An 18814-nucleotide genomic window follows, 5' to 3' on the forward strand; every position below is an offset into this window, starting at 1 on the left:
TGACGGGTTCAGGACATGCAGCTTCGACATCTCAAAACCTTCGTGGCGGTCGCCACCACCTTGAACATCACACGCGCCTCCGAGCGGGTTCATCTTGCCCAATCGAGCGTGACCGAACAGATCCAGGCGCTGGAAAGCGATCTAGGCACGTCGCTGTTCGACAGATCGCGGCGTGGCTTGAAGCTGACGGCGGCGGGACAACGCCTGCTGGACTATGCAAACGATCTCCTCGACCTCGCGGACGAAGCCCGTTCCGCTGTCGCCGACGCGAGCGGCACGGTTGCCGGTCGCCTGACTGTCGGCGGCCTGGAGACGCTTTGCTCGACACGCTTGCCAGCTGTGCTGGCGGAATTCCATCGGCGCCATCCCGATGTGGAACTGAACCTCAGGGCGGACGATAGCAGTGGGTTGCGGGCCGGCGTGACAAGCGGGGCGCTGGACGTATCTTTCCATTTCGGAGCCGTCCCGGCGGCGGCGCCGGAGCTGCGAAGCGAGCAAGTGGCATTAGAAGAGCTCGTCACCATAATGCCGGCAAATCACCGGTTGGCCGGATATTCTGCCATAACGCCCGACGATCTGGCCGACGAGGCCTTCCTCGTCACCCAGCCCGGTTGCGTCTATAGGCGGATGTTCGACGAAACGTTTGCCGCAACATTGCCTGACCGTCCAAAACTCGTCGGCGAGTTCGCCAGCATGGGCGCGATACGGAGCCTTGTTGAAGGCGGTCTTGGATGCGCGCTGGTCCCGCGTCTGGTGGCTTCCGCGGCTGACGCCAATATCGTCGTGCTGCCCTGGGTCGGAAGCAGCCCGGTGACGCCGGTCACCATGGTATGGCGCCACCGGCGCATTCAAGCGCCGGTGCTGCGGCTGTTCCTTGCAATGGTCCGCGAAATTTTGGCCATCGCTAGACCAGTCGCTGGCCACCATCGACATGAAGCACGGTTCCGGTGATGAAGCCGTTGTGCATGAGGGACGTGATGGCTTGGGCAATGTCGGCTGCCTGGCCGATCCGGCCGACGAGCAGACGCTTTGCCATGGCGTCCAGCGCGGCTGTCTTTCCGCTGCCGACGACGGCATCCCAAATCGGCGTGTCGACCCAGCCGGGCGAAACGACGTTGACGCGGATCGGCGCCAGTTCGACGGCAAGCGCGTAGGTGAGTGAGCCAAGTGCCCCATTAACGGCTGCCACCACCGAGCCTTTCGCCGCCGGACGATAGGCGGCGATGCCCGAGGTCAGCGTGATCGATCCCCCGGGCGTCAGACGAGGCGCGCCATGTTTGGCAAGAAGAAGCGGTCCGACGACTTTGGAATCCATCACTTTCCGCGCCACCGAGATATCCATCTCGGGAAGCAACACATAGACGCCGGTAACGTCGGCGGCGGTCGAGACGATGTGGTCGAGCGTGCCGACATCCTGGAACAGGCGCTGGACCTCGTCCTCGCTTGTGACGTCGGCTGCGATCGTCCTCAGCCTTTCCGGGTGAGGCAAGCGCTGCCGTGCGGCCGACAACCGGTCCTCGGAGCGGCCGACGATCGTAACCTCGGCGCCGGCGGCAAGCTGCTGTTCGGCAAGCGACAGCCCCATACCGGAACTGCCGCCAACGATCAGGATGCGTTCGTGTTTTGGTGTGGTTTCCTGGTTCATCTTGTCTCTCCATGAGGCAGCTCGCCGGGCATGACCACACGCGGCGAGAAACTGAGGCCTTGTCCCGCAAAGGCGTGGAAGAAGGGAAACGGGAAGAAACGAATACTGCCATCGGAGGTTCCGATGATGGGAGGGCCTTGGGCTTTCGCCTCAGCCTGAGACGCCTCAGCCTGAGACGTTGACGATGCGCGATTTTCTGTGTAGCAGCGATCATCATGAAGATCGCAATGGTTCTTGCAGTGGTAGGAAAGCGCACGGGCAGGATGGTGTAACCATCCGGCGACAGCCACCCGTGCGCGACAAACAGGCTCCCGACGGGGCCTTTTTTTATGCCCGAAATTCTTCTTACGCCCGATTTCGGCGATGCCCCGTCAGCCCATCCTCATCACGCTACGGGACAGAACCATGACAAGCGATAATTCCATTCAGCATACGAGCAACCGCATGACAGGAGCGGAGATCGTTCTCCGCGCACTCAAAGACAATGGTGTGGAGCATATTTTCGGCTATCCCGGCGCGGCCATATTGCCGATCTACGACAAGATATTCCAGCAGGACGACATCAAGCATATCCTCGTGCGCCACGAACAGGGCGCCGGCCATGCCGCGGAGGGTTATGCCCGGTCCACGGGCAAGGTCGGCGTGATGCTGGTCACATCAGGCCCAGGCACGACGAATGCCGTGACGCCCCTGCAGGACGCGTTGATGGATTCAGTACCGATCGTCTGTCTGTCCGGACAAGTGCCGACAACATTGATCGGCTCCGATGCCTTTCAGGAATGTGACACGATTGGCATCACGCGATCCTGCACCAAGCACAACTCTTTGGTCAAAGACGTCAATGACCTGGCGTCAGCAATCCATACGGCGTTCCACATCGCCCGGTCGGGGCGACCGGGGCCTGTTCTCGTCGACATGCCAAAGGACGTTCTGTTTGCGTCCGGCGTGTACACCCCGCCATCGGGTGTCGCTGCGCTGAAAAATTATCGACCGAAGCTGCAGGGTGATATCGGCAAGATCGGCCAGGCGATAGCACTGATGGCCAATGCCAGCCGTCCCGTTATTTATGCCGGCGGCGGCATCGTCAATTCCGGCCCGGAAGCATCGAGATTGCTGCGGGAGCTGGTTCAACTGACCGACTTTCCGATCACCTCGACGCTTATGGGCCTTGGGGCTTACCCCGCCTCCGGCAAGAACTGGCTCAAGATGGTCGGCCTGCATGGTTCCTATGAGGCGAACATGGCGATGCACGATTGCGACGTCATGATCTGTATCGGCGCGCGCTTCGATGACCGCGTGACCTCGCGTGTGGACGCTTTTTCGCCGAACTCCAGCAAGATCCATATCGATATAGATCCGTCCTCGATCAACAAGAACGTCCACGTCGATATCGGCATACAAGGCGATGTCGGCAATGTTCTGGATGACATGGTTCGTCTATGGCGCGCATTGCCTCAGAAACCGGATGGAGGCCGCCTCCAGGACTGGTGGAGAAGGATCGCCGGCTGGCGCGCACGCAATTCATTCTCATATGAGATGAACAAGGATGTGATCATGCCGCAATACGCGGTGGAGCGTCTCTACGCGCTGACGAAGGATCGCGACACATACATCACCACTGAAGTGGGCCAGCATCAGATGTGGGCGGCCCAATTCTACGGCTTGGAAAAGCCGAACCGCTGGATGAGTTCGGGCGGCCTCGGGACGATGGGCTACGGCCTGCCGGCGGCGCTGGGCGTGCAGATCGCACATCCGGACAGCCTCGTCATCGATATCGCCGGCGACGCATCGGTTCAGATGACCATGAAAGAGATGTCGACGGCAGTCCAGTACGACGCGCCGATCAAGGTCTTCATCCTGAACAACGGATATATGGGCATGGTTCGCCAGTGGCAGCAAATTCTCCACGGCAACCGCCTCGCGCATTCCTATTCCGAGGCTTTGCCCGATTTTGTCAAATTGGCCGAGGCGTTCGGAGCGGTCGGCCTGCGCTGCGACAAACCAGCCGACCTTGATGATGCGATCCAGGAAATGATCGATGTGGACCGGCCGGTGCTCCTTGACTGCCGTGTTGCCAAGCTCGCCAATTGTTTTCCGATGATCAGGACGGGCAGGGCGCACAATGAGATGTCACATGAGGCTGCCGACGAGACCTTTGGCAGCGCGATCGAAACGATCAGCCAGGGACTGGTATGAACGCAGCGGCGCCAGGGCGTATCAGGGCGTAAAAAGCCCAGGCCCGCAGCTGCACATATCGGGCGAGCCTGCGGCTGCGCATATCAAAAAGGGGGAGAAATGGAGGTTTCTGTTGCCAGGTACCTCCGAACCCCGCCTAGAAGTGCGAACCACTAGGGCTTGAATTGAAGCTATCGCACCGCTTACGCGGCGAGACGTGCTTCCGCATAGTTGTCGTTGGCAACTATAAGTTTAGCCCGATAACGGTGGTACAATGCCGGGCAAAAGTACGATCTTTACACCTTCGTCGATCCTATTTCGCCCCCAGCAAAAGCCGCTCCTGAGCAGCGGTTTTTGGTGGAGGCGCCGGGTACCGCCCCCGGGTCCGAACGGCTTATTTCATCGCCTGTTTATCGCCATAGTCGGTCGAGCCGACGAAGCGAATATAGGGACTGGCGGTGGAAAATGAAAGGCCGGAATGCCACTTTCGTCCGTGCCAAAGTGGATCATGAAGGGTTGACTTGCAGCCGGTCTCAACCGAAGCTTTGTGGCGGTGAGGAGACCTAGCGCATACTTGCGGCAGCGCGCCACAATCCTCATCGACCGGATCCCGTGGCGCCGACGAGGGGAAATTCGATGGCCGATTATCTCGCAGACGTAAAGAAGTATGATGCGGCGGCGGATGCCGACGCGGTCGCCAAGATCGTCAAGCATCTGGGCATCGCGCTCAGGAACCGCGATTCCTCGCTGGTGTCCTGCACCGACCCGGAGGAACTGAAGCGCGTCAGGAACAGCTGGGTCGCCGGCAAGCTCGGCGTCACCGACGGTGCCAAGGCGGATGCGGCTATCGAAAAGACCTGCAAGGCTATGGCGGCCGACAACAGCAAGAGCCGGGTGACATTCTATTACCTCGTCGCCAAGGATCTGGGCATGCTCGGCTCGCTCTGAGCAACCTCGCCGCCGGTGCTGGTGAGGCTTCTGCTGGAATCGTCTCGCTTTGCTGTGTTCGGCCGACGGTCATTCGGCTATGATGGCTGACAACCCGAATCGGACCGGAGCCGATGCGCCAGTATCTCGACCTTCTGAAGCATGTGCTGGAAAACGGCGCCGATCGCGGCGACCGCACGGGCACCGGAACGCGCTCGGTATTCGGCTACCAGATGCGCTTCGACCTGGCCCGCGGCTTTCCGGTCACCACCACCAAGAAGCTGCACCTGAAGTCGATCATCCACGAACTTTTGTGGTTCCTGGCCGGCGACACCAACATCAAATATCTCAACGATCACGGCGTCTCGATCTGGGATGAGTGGGCCGACGAGAACGGCGATCTCGGCCCGGTCTATGGCAAACAATGGCGGTCGTGGCCGGACGGCCATGGCGGCGCCATCGACCAGATTGCGAATCTTCTGAAGGAGATACGCAAAAATCCTAATTCGCGGCGGCTGATCGTTTCGGCGTGGAACCCGGCCGAGGTGGAGGCCATGGCCTTGCCGCCCTGCCACTGCCTGTTCCAGTTCTATGTATCGGAAGGCAAGCTTTCCTGCCAGCTCTACCAGCGTTCGGGCGATATCTTTCTCGGTGTGCCGTTCAACATCGCTTCCTATGCGTTGCTGACGCTTATGGTGGCGCAGGTGACCGGATTGAAACCCGGCGATTTCATCCACACGCTCGGCGACGCGCATCTTTACTCGAACCATTTCGAGCAGGCGCGCGAACAATTGCGGCGCACGCCCAAGGCGTTGCCGACGCTGTGGATCAATCCCGAGGTGAAGGATCTCTTTGCCTTCCGCTTCGAGGATTTCCGGCTCGAGAACTATTTCGCCGACGCGACGATCAAGGCACCGATCGCAGTCTAGCACCATAGCCGACCGTGCATATCGACATTGCCTATTGCGGCTGCGCCCTCGGGCGTTGTCAGCATCCATCTCGATCGGCCGACGTCGACTTGACGCGCAATCCCTGGTCGCTGATTTTCATATGAATATTTCCTTCGGCCTCGGTGCCGCTGTATCCAACGAAGATTATCGCAGGCCGGGAAAACCTCAGCTCAGAATGCCGTAGGCGGTAAAGAGCCTTTCCTTGTTATGTTCACATGGATATATCGATGGACGGCTTCGGGCGTTCCGAGACGAGGAGAGTTTCATGCTGGCGCGCAAAGGTTCGACGACGATTGCCATCGCGGGTCTCGCCGCCATCCTGATGGCCGCGGTGCCGGCGGCCCATGCCGATGACAAGGTGGTCGTGTTTGCCGCGGCGAGCCTGAAGGATGGGCTCGATGCCGTCAACAAGGCCTGCGAGGCCGATGTCGGCGAGCCGGCGACCATTTCCTACGCGGCGAGCTCGGCGCTGGCCAGGCAGATTGAAAGCGGCGCGCCAGCAGACCTGTTCATCTCGGCCGATCTCGACTGGATGAAATATCTTGCCGACAGGAAGCTGACCAAGCCCGAAACCGAAGTGAAACTGCTCGGTAACCAGATCGTGCTGGTTGCGCCACGGGATTCCAAGGTTGAAACCAGGATCGAAAAGGGTTTCGATCTTGCCAAGCTCGTCGGTGACGGCAAACTTGCCATGGGCGATGTCAAAGCTGTGCCGGCAGGCAAATACGGCAAGGCAGCCCTCGAATCGCTCGGTGCCTGGTCTTCGGTCGAAGGCAAGGTGGCGCAGGCCGAGAATGTCCGCGCCGCTCTAAAACTGGTATCGACCGGCGAGGCAGCACTCGGCATCGTCTACGCCACGGATGCGCATGCGGAGCCTGGCGTAAAGGTGGTCGGCACTTTCCCCGCGGGTACCCATCCGCCGATCATCTATCCAGTCGCGCAGCTTGCGGATTCGAAGAGCAGGGAAACCCCGGCATTCCTGAAATGCCTGCAATCCGCCAAGGCTGGCGAACTCTTCAAGGCGCAAGGTTTTACAATCCTCGCGCCGAGCAACTGACGCACGGCACCGCACATGAACTGGCTGCTGGATCTCGCTCCCGACGAATGGAATGCGGTCCGGCTGTCGATCAAGGTGGCGACCGTGGCGATGATTGCCAGCCTGCCGCCGGGCATCCTGATCGCTCTTGTGCTTGCCCGCGGCCAGTTCTGGGGCAAGACGCTGCTCAATGGTCTGGTGCATCTGCCGCTGATCGTGCCGCCGGTGGTGACCGGCTATTTGCTGCTGTTGACTTTCGGCAAGCGTGGTCCGGCCGGCGCTTTCCTGGCCGAACATTTCGGGATCGTTTTTTCCTTCCGCTGGACTGGCGCCGCGCTCGCCTGCGGCGTGATGGGCTTTCCGCTGATGGTGCGGGCCATCCGGCTGTCGATCGAGGCCGTCGACCGCAAAATCGAGGCGGCCGCCGGCACGCTCGGCGCCAATCCGCTATGGGTATTCGGCACGATCACGCTGCCGCTGATCCTGCCCGGGCTGATCGCCGGTGCGATCCTCTCCTTCGCCAAGGCGATGGGCGAATTCGGCGCGACGATCACCTTTGTCTCCAACATTCCGAACGAGACGCAGACGCTACCGTCGGCGATCTACACTTTCACGCAGGTTCCCGGCGGCGACGCCGGCGCGCTCAGGCTGACGCTGATCTCGATCGTCATCTCGATGGCGGCACTTGTTGCCTCGGAAGTGCTGGCGCGGCGTGTCGGCCGGCGGATGGACATCGAATGACGGTTCAGGTCGACATCAGCCACCGGCTTGGCGATTTCACCGTCAATGCCCGCTTCGAAAGCGCCGGGCGGCTGACTGCGCTGTTCGGGCCTTCCGGCTCCGGAAAGACGACGCTGATCAATTTGATTGCCGGGCTGATCCGCCCCGACAAAGGTCGCATCGCGGCCGAGGGCCGCGTGCTGGTTGATAGCGATGCCGGTCTGTTCGTGCCGAAGCACAAACGGCGGATCGGCATGGTGTTCCAGGATGCGCGGCTGTTTCCGCATATGAGCGTGGCGAGCAATCTGCGCTATGGCCGCTGGTTCACGCCGGCTGCCGAGCGTTACGCCGATATCAATGGTGTGGTCGAACTGCTCGGGATCGGCCATTTGCTCGACCGGCGGCCGGCAAAACTCTCCGGTGGCGAGAAGCAGCGCGTGGCAATCGGCAGGGCGCTGCTTGCCAGTCCGAAATTGCTGCTGATGGACGAGCCGCTGGCGTCGCTCGACGAGGCGCGCAAGGCCGAGATCTTGCCTTATATCGAGCGGCTGCGCGACGAGACGAAAATTCCGATCGTCTATGTCAGCCACTCGATCGCCGAAGTGGCGCGGCTGGCGAGCGACGTCGTGGTGCTGATGCAAGGAAAGGTCGCCGCTTCCGGTCCGACCGGAGCGATCATGCAGCGGCTGGATCTGTTGCCGGCCGAAGAGCGCGGCGAGGGCGGTGCCGTGCTGGATACTGCGGTTCTGCGCCACGACGAAGCCTTCGGCATGACGGTGCTAGGCTCATTGGCGGGCGAGATCCGGGTGCCGCTTCTGGCAACGCCAGTCGGTGCGCCGGTGCGCGTCCGCATCCGTGCCCGCGACGTGATGATCGCCACCGAGCAGCCGGTTGGCCTCAGCGCGCTCAACATATTGCCGGGCATGATCGTGGCGATAAAGCCGGGCGAAGGGCCTACGGTCGAGATCGGCATCGACTGCAATGGCGCAACCGTGCTTGCCCGCATCACCGAACAGTCGCGGCAGACACTGGGGCTTCGGCTTGGTCGACAGGTGTTCGCCGTGGTCAAGACGGTGAGCTTCGACCGGGCGAATACCGGCGCCGGCCTGCCCGCCGAGGCGGATGAGTGAACGGCCGATGATTCGCTATATCGTTTTGGAATAGCGGTATCGCTGCAGAACCTGTAGAATAGCGTGACCGCGGAGGAGCAAATGCCGTCGCTAAGTTTGCGGATAAATCTCGATCCAGATGGCCGCATCGGACCGGGCAAGATCGAGCTTCTGGAACAGATCGCCGCCTTCGGCTCGATTTCGGCCGCGGCACGCGGCATGGAGATGTCCTACAAGCACGCCTGGGATCTGGTCGAAGACATGAACCGCGTGTTCGGCAAGCCGCTGGTTGCGGCACAGACGGGCGGCAAAAAAGGCGGTGGCGCCCAGTTGACGTCGGTCGGGCTTGCTGTGGTCAGCCGCTTCCGCGCGATCGAGCGGGCTGCGTCTTCAGCAGCGGCGGCGCATATGGAGGCGCTGCAAGCCGAGATCGACGCAGCGTGACGCCGGCGGAATTCTGCCGCGTGTGATCCCTGTTACTTCTTAGGCTCGCCCGGCTTGCGCAGCAGATAGGTGTCCATGATCCAGCCTTTTTTCCGGCGGGCCTGCTCACGGGTGCTCACGATCTTGTCGCCGACGTCGCCAATCCGGCCCGAGATGACGATCTCGTCGGGCGTCCCGAGATAGGCGCCCCAGTGAACGGTGACGTCGTTGTCGTCCAGCGTGTTGAAGGCGCATTTGCCGTCCAGCATGACGATGGTGCTGCCGGCGTTTTCGGGCAGACCTTCCTCGGCGAGCCGGCGGCCGGTGGTGATCAAAATGGCGTCGCCGATCCGGTTCAATGCCATTTTGTGGCTGGCTGCGAGTGCCTGGATGGCGGTGATGCCAGGGATGACCTCCAGCTCGAACGCTACATTGCCTCTGAGGCGCACGCGCTCGAGGATGCGCAGCGCACTGTCATAGAGCGACGGATCGCCCCAGATCAGGAGGGCGCCGCAGCCATCTTCAGGGAGTTCGTCGCGGATCAGGCCTTCGTAGATCGCGGCGATCGCCTCGTGCCAGTCGTCGACGGTCGAGCGGTAGGAAGGCGCCGGCTCGGCGCGCACCGGTACATCGAATTCGACCCGGCGCGAGTTCGGATTGATGACGAAGCGGTCGCAGATCTGGCGGCGCAATTCGGCGAGATCGTTCTTCTTCGCGCCCTTGTCGGGAATGAACAGCACGTCGGCCCGGTTGAGGCCATTAATGGCCTGGACCGTAATGTGCTCCGGATTGCCGGCGCCGATGCCGATGACGAGAAGCTTGCGCATGGGCGAACTCCTGCCCGATCGGGACCGGCGTGTCTAGACCGACACGACATGCCGGCAGGCGCCGGCGCATTTGCCGAAAGGCTTTGAAACGCCACATTGAACAGCTAGAGTCATGCTGGCATTCTCGCCGGGGGAGTTTCCATGTTCCGTTACGTCCTGACCGCAGCCTTGGCGCTCTCGGCTACGCCTGCGCTCGCCAATGATTCGGTCGCAGAACTCGGCACCGGTGGGCTGATCCTTTCGCGCAGCGACGCGGTGGCGATGGAAAGCGAGGATCTCTACATCTCGCCGGAAAAAGTGATGGTCGATTACGTCTTCCGCAACAACACCGACAAGGATGTCGATGCAATCGTCGCCTTTCCGATGCCCGACATCGAAGGCGACCCCGAAGAAATACCGGCGATTCCGGAGGCGCAGAGCGACAATTTCCTCGGCTTCGAAGTGACGATCGACGGGGTGCCGGCAAAGCCGCAGCTAGAGCAGAAGGTGTTCGCGCTCGGCATCGACATCGGCGCTGACCTGAAGGCGCAGGGCGTGCCGTTCTATCCGTTCGGCGATGCGGCCAAGGCAGCGCTGGCAAAGCTGCCGCAAGCGGTCGCCGACGACTGGGTCAACCGCGGCATCATCATCGAGGACACTGCTGACGACGGTTCGGGCATGAAGACCGTCTATACGCCGTTCTGGCAATTGCGCTCGACCTATTGGTGGCGCTCGACGTTTCCGGCCAACAAGGCGGTCCATGTCTCGCATCGCTACAAGCCGAGCGTCGGCGGCACCTCCTCGGTCAGCTTCTTCTATGACGGCCAGTTCCAGGGTCAGTATGCCGCCTACAAGACACGCTACTGCATGGACGATGCCTTCGAGAATGCCGTGCGCAAGGCAGCCAAGGACGATCCCGACGGCTACCCCAAATATTTCGAGAACCGCATCGCCTATATCCTGACCACGGGCGGCAACTGGGCGTCGGGAAACATCGGCAGTTTCAAGCTGACCGTCGACAAGGGCGATGCGAAGAACCTGGTCTCGTTTTGCGGCGAAAACGTCAGGAAGATCGGACCGACGACGTTCGAGATGAAGGCGCAGAACTTCTACCCCGAGCATGACATCGACATATTGCTGCTGGAGCCGTCGGATGGCGGAAACGGCGGCTGATGGACCTCGCGCTTTATGTCGCCATCGCCGAGAACGGCGTGATCGGGCGCGAGGGTGGGTTGCCGTGGCGGCTGTCCACCGATCTCAAGCGGTTCAAAGCCGATACGATGGGCAAGCCCATCATCATGGGCCGCAAGACGTATGAAGGCATCGGCCGCCCATTGCCGGGCAGGCTCAACATCGTGGTGACACGAGACAAGGCATGGCGCGCCGAGGGCGTCGAAGTCGCGCACTCGATCGAGGACGCAATCGCGCTGGCGACGGTGCGCGGGCGCTGCATGGCCGGCGCCGACGAGATCTGCGTCATCGGCGGCGGCGAAATCTACGCTCAGGCGCTGCCGTTGGCCGATCGGCTGCACGTGACCCATGTTCTGGCCGCGGTCGACGGCGATGCCCATTTCCCGCCGATCGATCCGGCGCTGTGGCGGATCGTCCGCTCGCAGGAGGTGGAGGCTGGCGAAAAGGACAGCCATGCGACACGCTATTCGGTTTACGAGCGGCGCCGCGACGTGCATTGAAGGCGACAAAGGGGTCGCGACAGGTCTAGATGGACCCAAAGGCGGACAGTGGCGGCAGCCGATCGCGTTGAAAGCGTGCCGTCGCATCCCTATAGAAGAATAATATTGGATTTTGCGCCGGTGAGCCGGCGCTTGAGGGAATTCCAAGCGAAAGGACATTCATGCCCTGGAACGACAAGAGCGGCGGCGGCGGCCCGTGGGGCGGCGGCAACAATCAGGGGCCTTGGGGTCAGGGACCAAAAGGACCCAGCGGCCCGCAGGGCTCGCCTCCCGATCTCGAGGATATCATCCGGCGCGGGCAGGACCGGTTGCGGCGCGCGCTGCCGGGCGGCGGTGGCGCGAGCCCTGCCGTGTTCGGGCTGATTGCCGCGGCGCTGGTGGTGCTATGGGCGTTCAAGGCAGTGTACACCGTCCAGCCAGATGAAGTTGCGGTGGAGCTCAGGTTCGGCAAGCCGAAGGCGGAGCTGTCGCAGCCGGGCCTGCATTTCCATTGGTGGCCCATCGAAACGGTCGAGACCGCTAACATCGCCGAGCAGCTTGTCAGCATCGGCGGCGGCAGCACCAGCGGCGATGGCCTGATGCTTTCCGGCGACCAGAACATCGTCAACGTGCAATTCTCGGTGGCCTATCAGGTTTCCGACCCGAAGGCCTATCTGTTCGACGTGTCCGACCCGGGCGGCATGCTGCAGCAGGTCGCCGAAAGCGCGATGCGCGAAGCGGTCGGCCGGCGCCCGGCGCAGGACATTTTCCGCGACGACCGGCAAGGCATTGCGGCGTCGGTGCGTGAGATCATCCAGACGACGCTGGACGGCTACAAGGCCGGCCTCAACGTCAACGCAATTTCCATCGAGGACGCCGCGCCGCCGCGCGAGGTGGCAGACGCGTTCGACGAGGTGCAGCGGGCCGAACAGGACGAGGACAAGTTCGTCGAGCAGGCCAATCAGTATTCCAATCAGAAGCTCGGCCAGGCGCGCGGTGCGGCCGCACAGATCCGCGAAGACGCGGCCGCCTACAAGAACCGGGTCGTGCAGGAGGCCGAAGGCGAGGCGCAGCGCTTCATCTCGGTCTATGACGAATATGCAAAGGCGCCGGAAGTGACGCGCAAGCGGCTCTACCTGGAGACGATGGAGAGGGTGCTGAAGGATTCGAGCAAGGTCATCGTCGAGCAAGGCAACGGGCAAGGGGTGGTTCCCTACCTGCCGCTGCCGGCATTGCAGCAGAAGGCGCCGGCACCGGCCACCGGAGGAAACCAGTGATGGCCAACCGTCTTCCCGTCATTGCGGTCATCGCCGCGGTCATCCTGTTCCTGCTCTATTCGTCGGTCTTCGTCGTCAATGCGCGCCAGCAGGCGCTGGTGCTCAGGTTCGGCGAAATCGTCGACGTCAAGAACCAGCCGGGCATCTATTTCAAGGCGCCATTCTCCTTCTTCGATGCCGACACCGTCCAGCTGATCGAAAACAGGGTCCTGCGCTTCGACCTCGACAACATCCGTGTCCAGGTTTCGGGCGGCAAATTCTATGAGGTCGATGCCTTTATCGCCTATCGTATCTCGGACCCGCGTGTGTTCCGCGCCGCGGTTTCCGGCCAGATCGAACTGGCCGAGGCCCGGCTGAGGACGCGTCTCGACGCTGCCTTGCGCCGCGTCTACGGCCTGCGCGACTTCGAGGCGGCACTCTCGGAAGAGCGCGCCGTGATGATGCGCGAGGTGCGCGATCAGCTGAGGCCTGATGCCACCTCGCTTGGCCTGCAGATCGAGGATGTCCGCATCCGCCGCACCGATCTCACGGCCGAAGTCTCGCAGCAGACCTTCGACCGCATGAAGGCCGAACGTCTCGCCGAAGCCGAGCGGCTGAGGGCGCGCGGCAACGAGGCAGCGCAGCGGATCAGGGCTCGCGCCGACCGCGAAGTGGTCGAAATCGTCGCCGAAGCGCAGAAAGAGTCTGAAATCCTGCGCGGTGAAGGTGAAGCCCAGCGCAGCGCGACGTTTGCCGGGGCCTATCAGCGCGATCCGGCCTTCTTCGATTTCTACCGGTCGATGAATGCCTATGGCACGGCGCTGAACAGCGCAGGAACGACGATGGTGCTGTCGCCGAATTCCGAGTTCTTCCGCTTCTTCCGCGACCCGGACAGCAAGGAAACGCCTGCGGCACCGGCGGCACCTGCGGCACCAGCGCCAGCACCTGCCGCTCCCGCGCCACCGGCGGCTCAGCCAAGCACCGGCCAGTAGGGCCGGTGCTGGGATAGCCGGCGTAACAGAGGATTTATTCTCTGGCGGTAGCCATAGCCGCAAACGTGCCTTATTTCTTGCCAACATGACGCGACGCGGCGTTTTTTTGCCGAAGCGCTTTTTTCAGAACACCCGGAGGCCTTTCGATGACATCCACCACCCTTCTGCGTGCAGCGAGGCGGACGTTCATCGCCGGGGCCGCTGCGCTTCTGGTCGGCGCCGTTGCCGTTCCGTCGTTCGTGGCGCCGACGATGGCAGCCGACGGGCCGCCCTCGGTTGCCGATCTCGCCGCCGGCCTGCTTGGCGCCGTGGTCAACATCTCGACGTCGCAGACTGTTAAAGGCACTGAGGGGCCGGGCGCAGTGCCGATGCCGCAGCTGCCGGAGGGCTCGCCCTTCCAGGACTTCTTCGACGATTTCTTCAAGAACCGTGGCGGCGACAAGGGCGGCGGCGGGCAAAAGGTGCAGTCGCTGGGCTCCGGCTTCGTGGTCGACGCCGAGCAGGGCATCGTGGTGACCAACAACCACGTCATTGCCGATGCCGACGACATCGAGGTGAATTTCTCCGATGGGGTGACGCTCAAGGCGACGCTGGTCGGCACCGACACCAAGACCGATGTCGCGGTGCTGAAGGTCGATCCGAAAGGGCACAAGCTGACGGCGGTGAAGTTCGGCGATTCCAACACGATGCGTGTCGGCGACTGGGTGATGGCGATCGGCAATCCGTTCGGTCTCGGCGGCACGGTGACGGTCGGCATCGTCTCGGCACGCAATCGCGACATCAATTCCGGCCCGTATGACGACTTCATCCAGACCGATGCCGCGATCAACCGCGGCAATTCCGGCGGACCGCTGTTCAACAGCAGCGGCGAGGTCATCGGCATCAACACGGCAATCATCTCGCCATCGGGCGGCTCGATCGGCATCGGCTTCTCGATCCCGTCGCAGCTTGCCTCGGGCGTCGTCGACCAGCTTCGCCAGTTCGGCGAGACGCGGCGCGGCTGGCTCGGCGTGCGCATCCAGCCGGTGACCGACGACATTGCCGAAAGCCTGGGCATGGCGACCGCCAAGGGCGCGTTGGTCGCCGGCGTTATCAAGGGCGGGCCGGTCGACAACGGCACCATCCAGGCCGGCGACGTCATCATCAAGTTCGACGGCAAGGACATCCATGAAATGCGCGACCTGCCACGCGTCGTGGCGGAGAGCCCGGTCGGCAAGGCGGTCGACGTGATCATCGTGCGCAAAGGGGTCGAGCAGACCGTCAAGGTGACGCTCGGCCGGCTCGAGGACGGCGAAAAGCTTGCCAGCGGCGGTGAAAACGGCAACGCCGACCAGGACGATGCCGACAAGGCGCCTGCGGTTTCGACGGCTGCCGTGCTCGGCATGACGATCGGCGAGCTCAATGAGGAGACGCGCACGAAATTCGGCATCGCCGCCGACGTCTCCGGAGTCGTCGTGACCGACGTCTCCAAGGATTCGGCGGCTGCCGAACGCGGCATCCAGCCGGGCGAGGTGATCACCGAGATCGCGCAGGAATCGGTCGCCACGCCCAAGGATGTCATGGACCGGATCGGCGCGCTGAAGGAGCAGGGGCGCAAGAACGCGCTTTTGATGCTGGCGTCGAAGACCGGCGAGCTGCGGTTCGTTACGATCCGGATGGATTGAGTCCGGAAGAGCCTGCAACGCTCTGATGTTAAAAGGAAAAGGGCGGCTAGCGGGCCGCTTTTTTTCTTGCCTGCCAGTCTGTGCGTGACAGCCTGTAGAAGACATGTCGCCTGAGTGCGGTGTGGCTGTCCGGAACACCGGGATGGTCGAAATCGGAGGCGGGGTCGGCGATCATGCCCAGGCGCTCCATGACGCCAGTGGACCGGCTGTTATCCTTGACTGCGAAGGACACGATTTCGTCGAGGCCAAGTCTTTCAAAGCCATAGGTGAGCCAGGCTTCGGCTGCTTCGGTGACATAGCCGCGGCCCCAGAATTCGGGTGCCAGCCGCCAGCCGATCTCGATCGTGCCGCGCGGCAGGAATGGCAAATGATCGGTTCCGGTTATGCCGACGAAGCCGATGCATTCACCTGTGGCTGCGATCTCAGCGGCCGCGAAGCCGAAGCCGTCGCGATCGATAGCCGCGCGCAACTCCTCCATCTTGGCGTCAGCCTGGGCGCGGTCGCGGCGAAACGGAAAGAATTCCATGACCAACTCGTCGGAATTGATGCGATGGAAGAGCTCGCGGTCACGATCTCCCCAGTTGCGCAGGATCAGGCGCTCGGTGCGGATCGGCGTCATTCGACAAATTCCTTCCGGCGATAACCCTGCAGATAAAGCAAGGCGGTGAGGTCGCCGTGGTCGATACGGATCTTTGCCTCGGCTGCCACGGCCGGCTTGGCATGCAAGGCGACGCCGATCCCGGCAAGACGGATCATGTCGAGATCGTTGGCGCCGTCACCGACGGCAATAACATCGGCAGGCGTCAGGCCGAGGCCGGCGGAAATCTCGATAAGGGCTTCGGCCTTGGCGGCGCGGCCGAGGATCGGTTCGGCGACCAGGCCGGTGAAGCGGCGATCCTGCTCGATCAGGCGGTTGGCGCGATTTTCGTGAAAGCCGAGCAATGCTGCGATGCGGGTGGTGAAGATGTCGAAACCACCGGAGATCAGGGCCGTCCAGGCGCCATTGGCCGCCATTGTCTGGACGAGCGTGCGGCCGCCGGAGGCTAGCGTCAGGCGATTGTCGATGATGCGGTCGATGATTGCGGCATCGAGACCCTTGAGCAGCGCCACGCGCTCGCGCAAGGCCGGCTCGAATGCGATCTCGCCGTTCATCGATCGCGCCGTGATGGCGGCGACGCGATCCTTGACGCCGATCTCGTCGGCAAGCTCGTCGATGCATTCCTGGTCGATCATCGTCGAATCCATGTCGGCGATCAGGATCTTCTTGCGCCTGTTCTCGGCCGGCTGGACGGCCACGTCGATCGGTTCGGAAGCCAGCGCGGCACGCAGGCGCGCCGTTATTTCGGAAGCGTCGGCGGTCTCCGGCAAGTCGAGCTCGCAGGCGATGCCTTCGGCCAGCCAGCGAACAGCGCTTGCGCCGACCGACCGCGAGGCCATATTCGCTAGCGTCGGCGTCAATGCGCGGCCGGCGGGATGGGATAGAAGCGTGGCGATCAGCGGCATCGAAAATTCCAGCGGACGGGCGGGCGGCGGCCGCCTGAAGAACGCGATCCTGATAGCCGGGCCGACCGCCAGCGGCAAGTCGGCGCTCGCACTCGACCTCGCCGAGCGCAATGGCGGTGTCATCGTCAACACCGATTCCATGCAAGGCTATTCGGTGCTCGACGTGCTGACGGCGCGGCCTGGTCCTGCCGAACTCGCCCGCGTCCCCCACTTTCTTTATGGACACGTCGATCCGTCCACCGCCTATTCAACCGGCGCCTGGTTGCGTGATGTCATAAAGCTGATCGACGACGGCACGCTTTCGGAGCGGCCAGTGATTTTCGTCGGCGGAACCGGGCTTTATTTCCGGGCGCTCACGGAAGGTATCTCGGAGATGCCCGACATTCCGAAGTCGATCCGCGACCGCTGGCGCTACGAGCTCCAGGAACAGGGCGCAGTGAGATTGCACCGCATCCTGTTGCGCGAGGATTCTGCGGCCGGCATGATGCTGAAGCCGACGGATGGCCAGCGCATCGTGCGGGCGCTGGAGGTGCTCGACGCGTCGGGCCGTTCCATCCTGGACTGGCAGGCCGCGCGTGGCCGGCCGTTGATCGACGGGAGCAGCGCGCGTTTTTTCGTCATCGAGCCGGAGCGAGCGGCTCTGGTGGAGCGGATCGATGCCCGCTTCGACCGCATGCTGGATGAGGGGGCACTGGACGAGGTGAAACAGCTTTCAGCGCTCGGCCTCGATCCCGACCTGCCGGCGATGAAAGCAATCGGTGTTCGCGAGCTTCAGGCCGCGCTGGCCGGCGCCTTCAGTTTTCCCGAGGCCATCGAGCGCGCGAAAATCGCGACGCGGCAATATGCCAAACGGCAGGCGACCTGGTTCAGGCACCAATTGGGCCCGGAATGGCAGAGATTGCGTCCTGATGGGGGGATCGACTCGATGCTCTCACTCCCTCCTTCGAGCGCAACCTGAAAAGTCGACACCGAGGGGACATTTCGCGTTGAAGTTGTCCAGGTTAACTGTCCGTAAGTTCCCGCATGCCATAAGATCGCTACGAACTTTCCAACGGGGAGCAGATGCGTTTCCACAAGGCGGAATCAGCCTTTTTCGTCTTTATTTTTGTGATCCTGGCCGCCGGCCTGGTGACGCTTTACGCCTATGGGCTCCTGCAAACCCTGGCCGCCGACATTAGCAATACGCCTTCAAAACTCGATGAAATCGTCTATCTCAACAAGCTGCTGTTTGCGACGGGCGTGCTGTTGGCGACTGCGCTGTTCTTCGGCATTTTCTTCATCTACCCGCTGATCCGAAAGCAGGCGACGGAAGAAGGCAAGCTGCGCGCCATGACCGTTTCGCTCAGCGCGCGTTCGGAGACGCTGGAGCATGCGGCGCTCACCGACAGCCTCACCGGCATGCAGAACCGGCGTTATTTCGACGATGCGCTGAAGGAATATCTCGAAGAGTTCCGCCGCATCGAGAAACCAGTAGGGCTGATGATCCTCGACCTCGACCATTTCAAGCAGGTCAACGACAGCCACGGCCACGATGTCGGCGACGAGGTGTTGCGGGCGGTCGCCAACTGTCTCAAGGACATGACACGCTATCACGACGTGGTGGCGCGCCTGGGCGGCGAGGAGTTCGCGGTGGTCACGCCCAATATGGACGCCGAGCTGCTATCCAAATTCGCCGAGCGCATCCGCAAGGCGATCGCCAACATGTCGGTGCTGACGGGCAATGTCCGACTGAAAATCACCACCAGCGTCGGGCTTGCCGTCTGGGATCGCAAGGAAACCGCCGAGGAGTTCTATCGCCGCGCCGATCGCCAGCTCTATGAGGCGAAGAGGCAAGGGCGCAACCGCGTCTGTGCCTGAATTCCGTCATTGAATTCGTGATTCCGGCCGTCTGGTATCGTTTTCTTCGTTTCCGGTGCACGCAGACCGACATCACCCCGT

19 protein-coding genes and 1 other RNA gene are annotated in these 18814 nt (G+C 62.3%); 15 read left to right on the forward strand and 5 right to left on the reverse strand.

The genetic code is table 11. The features are described 5' to 3' along the window. Positions 1 to 15: 15 nt before the first annotated feature. The gene (locus NKH49_RS16380; protein ID WP_352471607.1) at positions 16 to 951 is read left to right on the forward strand and encodes a LysR family transcriptional regulator; all 936 of its coding nucleotides are present in this window, start codon (positions 16 to 18) and stop codon (positions 949 to 951) included. Here the strand turns inward: NKH49_RS16380 and NKH49_RS16385 are convergent. Further along, positions 905 to 1645 (reverse strand): SDR family oxidoreductase, encoded by a 741-nt coding sequence (locus NKH49_RS16385; protein ID WP_352471608.1) that lies wholly within the window; start codon positions 1643 to 1645, stop codon positions 905 to 907. The genes NKH49_RS16380 and NKH49_RS16385 overlap by 47 nt on opposite strands. A 405-nt stretch (positions 1646 to 2050) precedes the next feature. Between NKH49_RS16385 and NKH49_RS16390 the strand changes: the two genes are divergently transcribed. Next, positions 2051 to 3841, forward strand: a complete 1791-nt coding sequence (locus tag NKH49_RS16390; RefSeq protein ID WP_352926720.1) for an acetolactate synthase 3 large subunit — start codon at positions 2051 to 2053, stop codon at positions 3839 to 3841. 98 nt (positions 3842 to 3939) lie between these two features. On the opposite strand, the gene ssrA is transcribed toward NKH49_RS16390, so the two are convergent. Continuing rightward, positions 3940 to 4295: a transfer-messenger RNA gene (gene ssrA, locus NKH49_RS16395) on the reverse strand. A gap of 161 nt (positions 4296 to 4456) precedes the next feature. Here ssrA and NKH49_RS16400 point away from each other — a divergent pair. From NKH49_RS16400 to NKH49_RS16425, 6 genes are all read left to right on the forward strand, one after another. Continuing rightward, positions 4457 to 4768, forward strand: coding sequence for a DUF2853 family protein (locus NKH49_RS16400; protein ID WP_023676702.1), 312 nt, complete (start codon positions 4457 to 4459; stop codon positions 4766 to 4768). Positions 4769 to 4881: 113 nt separating this feature from the next. Further along, positions 4882 to 5676, forward strand: a complete 795-nt coding sequence (locus NKH49_RS16405; protein ID WP_023676701.1) for a thymidylate synthase — start codon at positions 4882 to 4884, stop codon at positions 5674 to 5676. 286 nt (positions 5677 to 5962) lie between these two features. Continuing rightward, positions 5963 to 6754 carry a molybdate ABC transporter substrate-binding protein gene (gene modA / locus NKH49_RS16410; RefSeq protein WP_352926723.1) on the forward strand — a complete coding sequence of 264 codons (792 nt, stop codon included), beginning with the start codon at positions 5963 to 5965 and terminating at the stop codon, positions 6752 to 6754. Between the two features lie 15 nt (positions 6755 to 6769). Continuing rightward, positions 6770 to 7474 (forward strand): molybdate ABC transporter permease subunit, encoded by a 705-nt coding sequence (modB, locus tag NKH49_RS16415; protein ID WP_352539561.1) that lies wholly within the window; start codon positions 6770 to 6772, stop codon positions 7472 to 7474. Further along, the gene (gene modC / locus NKH49_RS16420) at positions 7471 to 8583 is read left to right on the forward strand and encodes a molybdenum ABC transporter ATP-binding protein (RefSeq protein WP_352926726.1); all 1113 of its coding nucleotides are present in this window, start codon (positions 7471 to 7473) and stop codon (positions 8581 to 8583) included. The genes modB and modC overlap by 4 nt, the downstream gene beginning before the upstream one ends. Positions 8584 to 8664: 81 nt before the next feature. Next, entirely contained in the window at positions 8665 to 9006 is a 342-nt protein-coding gene (locus tag NKH49_RS16425; protein ID WP_023676697.1) for a winged helix-turn-helix domain-containing protein, read from the forward strand. Between the two features lie 32 nt (positions 9007 to 9038). On the opposite strand, the gene cobF is transcribed toward NKH49_RS16425, so the two are convergent. After that, positions 9039 to 9812: a precorrin-6A synthase (deacetylating) gene (gene cobF, locus NKH49_RS16430; RefSeq protein ID WP_352926729.1), complete on the reverse strand. Its 774-nt coding sequence runs from the start codon at positions 9810 to 9812 to the stop codon at positions 9039 to 9041. A 141-nt stretch (positions 9813 to 9953) separates the two neighbouring features. Here cobF and NKH49_RS16435 point away from each other — a divergent pair, with 141 nt between their 5' ends. The 5 genes from NKH49_RS16435 (at position 9954) to NKH49_RS16455 (ending at position 15373) form a co-directional block, all read left to right on the forward strand. Further along, entirely contained in the window at positions 9954 to 10964 is a 1011-nt protein-coding gene (locus NKH49_RS16435; protein WP_352539564.1) for a DUF4424 domain-containing protein, read from the forward strand. Further along, positions 10964 to 11482, forward strand: a complete 519-nt coding sequence (locus NKH49_RS16440) for a dihydrofolate reductase (RefSeq protein ID WP_352471618.1) — start codon at positions 10964 to 10966, stop codon at positions 11480 to 11482. Before NKH49_RS16435 ends, NKH49_RS16440 begins: the two co-directional genes overlap by 1 nt. A gap of 161 nt (positions 11483 to 11643) precedes the next feature. Next, complete coding sequence (hflK, locus tag NKH49_RS16445; RefSeq protein WP_352471619.1) at positions 11644 to 12738, forward strand: FtsH protease activity modulator HflK; 1095 nt, start codon at positions 11644 to 11646, stop codon at positions 12736 to 12738. Beyond that, complete coding sequence (gene hflC / locus NKH49_RS16450) at positions 12738 to 13709, forward strand: protease modulator HflC (protein WP_352926732.1); 972 nt, start codon at positions 12738 to 12740, stop codon at positions 13707 to 13709. Before hflK ends, hflC begins: the two co-directional genes overlap by 1 nt. 146 nt (positions 13710 to 13855) lie before the next feature. After that, positions 13856 to 15373 (forward strand): DegQ family serine endoprotease, encoded by a 1518-nt coding sequence (locus NKH49_RS16455; protein WP_352926735.1) that lies wholly within the window; start codon positions 13856 to 13858, stop codon positions 15371 to 15373. Between the two features lie 46 nt (positions 15374 to 15419). Here the strand turns inward: NKH49_RS16455 and NKH49_RS16460 are convergent, their stop codons facing one another. Together NKH49_RS16460 and serB are read right to left on the reverse strand one after the other, a co-directional pair. Further along, positions 15420 to 15992, reverse strand: coding sequence for a GNAT family N-acetyltransferase (locus NKH49_RS16460; protein WP_352831160.1), 573 nt, complete (start codon positions 15990 to 15992; stop codon positions 15420 to 15422). Next, complete coding sequence (serB, locus tag NKH49_RS16465) at positions 15989 to 16876, reverse strand: phosphoserine phosphatase SerB (protein WP_352926738.1); 888 nt, start codon at positions 16874 to 16876, stop codon at positions 15989 to 15991. The genes NKH49_RS16460 and serB overlap by 4 nt, the downstream gene beginning before the upstream one ends. Between serB and miaA the strand changes: the two genes are divergently transcribed. Beyond that, the gene (gene miaA / locus NKH49_RS16470) at positions 16866 to 17834 is read left to right on the forward strand and encodes a tRNA (adenosine(37)-N6)-dimethylallyltransferase MiaA (RefSeq protein WP_352820466.1); all 969 of its coding nucleotides are present in this window, start codon (positions 16866 to 16868) and stop codon (positions 17832 to 17834) included. The two genes, serB and miaA, sit on opposite strands and share 11 nt — an antisense overlap. Positions 17835 to 17938: 104 nt before the next feature. After that, positions 17939 to 18733 carry a GGDEF domain-containing protein gene (locus NKH49_RS16475; protein ID WP_352501016.1) on the forward strand — a complete coding sequence of 265 codons (795 nt, stop codon included), beginning with the start codon at positions 17939 to 17941 and terminating at the stop codon, positions 18731 to 18733. Positions 18734 to 18814: the final 81 nt, after the last annotated feature.

The organism is Mesorhizobium sp. M1088, from assembly GCF_040318575.1.
In the GTDB taxonomy this organism is placed as follows: Bacteria; Pseudomonadota; Alphaproteobacteria; order Rhizobiales; family Rhizobiaceae; genus Mesorhizobium.

Coding starts and splice junctions, on each gene's coding strand:
- NKH49_RS16380 (WP_352471607.1), top strand. CDS start 16: ATGCAGCTTCGACATCTCAAAACCTTCGTGGCGGTCGCCACCACCTTG.
- NKH49_RS16385 (WP_352471608.1), bottom strand. CDS start 1,645: ATGAACCAGGAAACCACACCAAAACACGAACGCATCCTGATCGTTGGC.
- NKH49_RS16390 (WP_352926720.1), top strand. CDS start 2,051: ATGACAAGCGATAATTCCATTCAGCATACGAGCAACCGCATGACAGGA.
- NKH49_RS16400 (WP_023676702.1), top strand. CDS start 4,457: ATGGCCGATTATCTCGCAGACGTAAAGAAGTATGATGCGGCGGCGGAT.
- NKH49_RS16405 (WP_023676701.1), top strand. CDS start 4,882: ATGCGCCAGTATCTCGACCTTCTGAAGCATGTGCTGGAAAACGGCGCC.
- modA (WP_352926723.1), top strand. CDS start 5,963: ATGCTGGCGCGCAAAGGTTCGACGACGATTGCCATCGCGGGTCTCGCC.
- modB (WP_352539561.1), top strand. CDS start 6,770: ATGAACTGGCTGCTGGATCTCGCTCCCGACGAATGGAATGCGGTCCGG.
- modC (WP_352926726.1), top strand. CDS start 7,471: ATGACGGTTCAGGTCGACATCAGCCACCGGCTTGGCGATTTCACCGTC.
- NKH49_RS16425 (WP_023676697.1), top strand. CDS start 8,665: ATGCCGTCGCTAAGTTTGCGGATAAATCTCGATCCAGATGGCCGCATC.
- cobF (WP_352926729.1), bottom strand. CDS start 9,812: ATGCGCAAGCTTCTCGTCATCGGCATCGGCGCCGGCAATCCGGAGCAC.
- NKH49_RS16435 (WP_352539564.1), top strand. CDS start 9,954: ATGTTCCGTTACGTCCTGACCGCAGCCTTGGCGCTCTCGGCTACGCCT.
- NKH49_RS16440 (WP_352471618.1), top strand. CDS start 10,964: ATGGACCTCGCGCTTTATGTCGCCATCGCCGAGAACGGCGTGATCGGG.
- hflK (WP_352471619.1), top strand. CDS start 11,644: ATGCCCTGGAACGACAAGAGCGGCGGCGGCGGCCCGTGGGGCGGCGGC.
- hflC (WP_352926732.1), top strand. CDS start 12,738: ATGGCCAACCGTCTTCCCGTCATTGCGGTCATCGCCGCGGTCATCCTG.
- NKH49_RS16455 (WP_352926735.1), top strand. CDS start 13,856: ATGACATCCACCACCCTTCTGCGTGCAGCGAGGCGGACGTTCATCGCC.
- NKH49_RS16460 (WP_352831160.1), bottom strand. CDS start 15,992: ATGACGCCGATCCGCACCGAGCGCCTGATCCTGCGCAACTGGGGAGAT.
- serB (WP_352926738.1), bottom strand. CDS start 16,876: ATGCCGCTGATCGCCACGCTTCTATCCCATCCCGCCGGCCGCGCATTG.
- NKH49_RS16475 (WP_352501016.1), top strand. CDS start 17,939: ATGCGTTTCCACAAGGCGGAATCAGCCTTTTTCGTCTTTATTTTTGTG.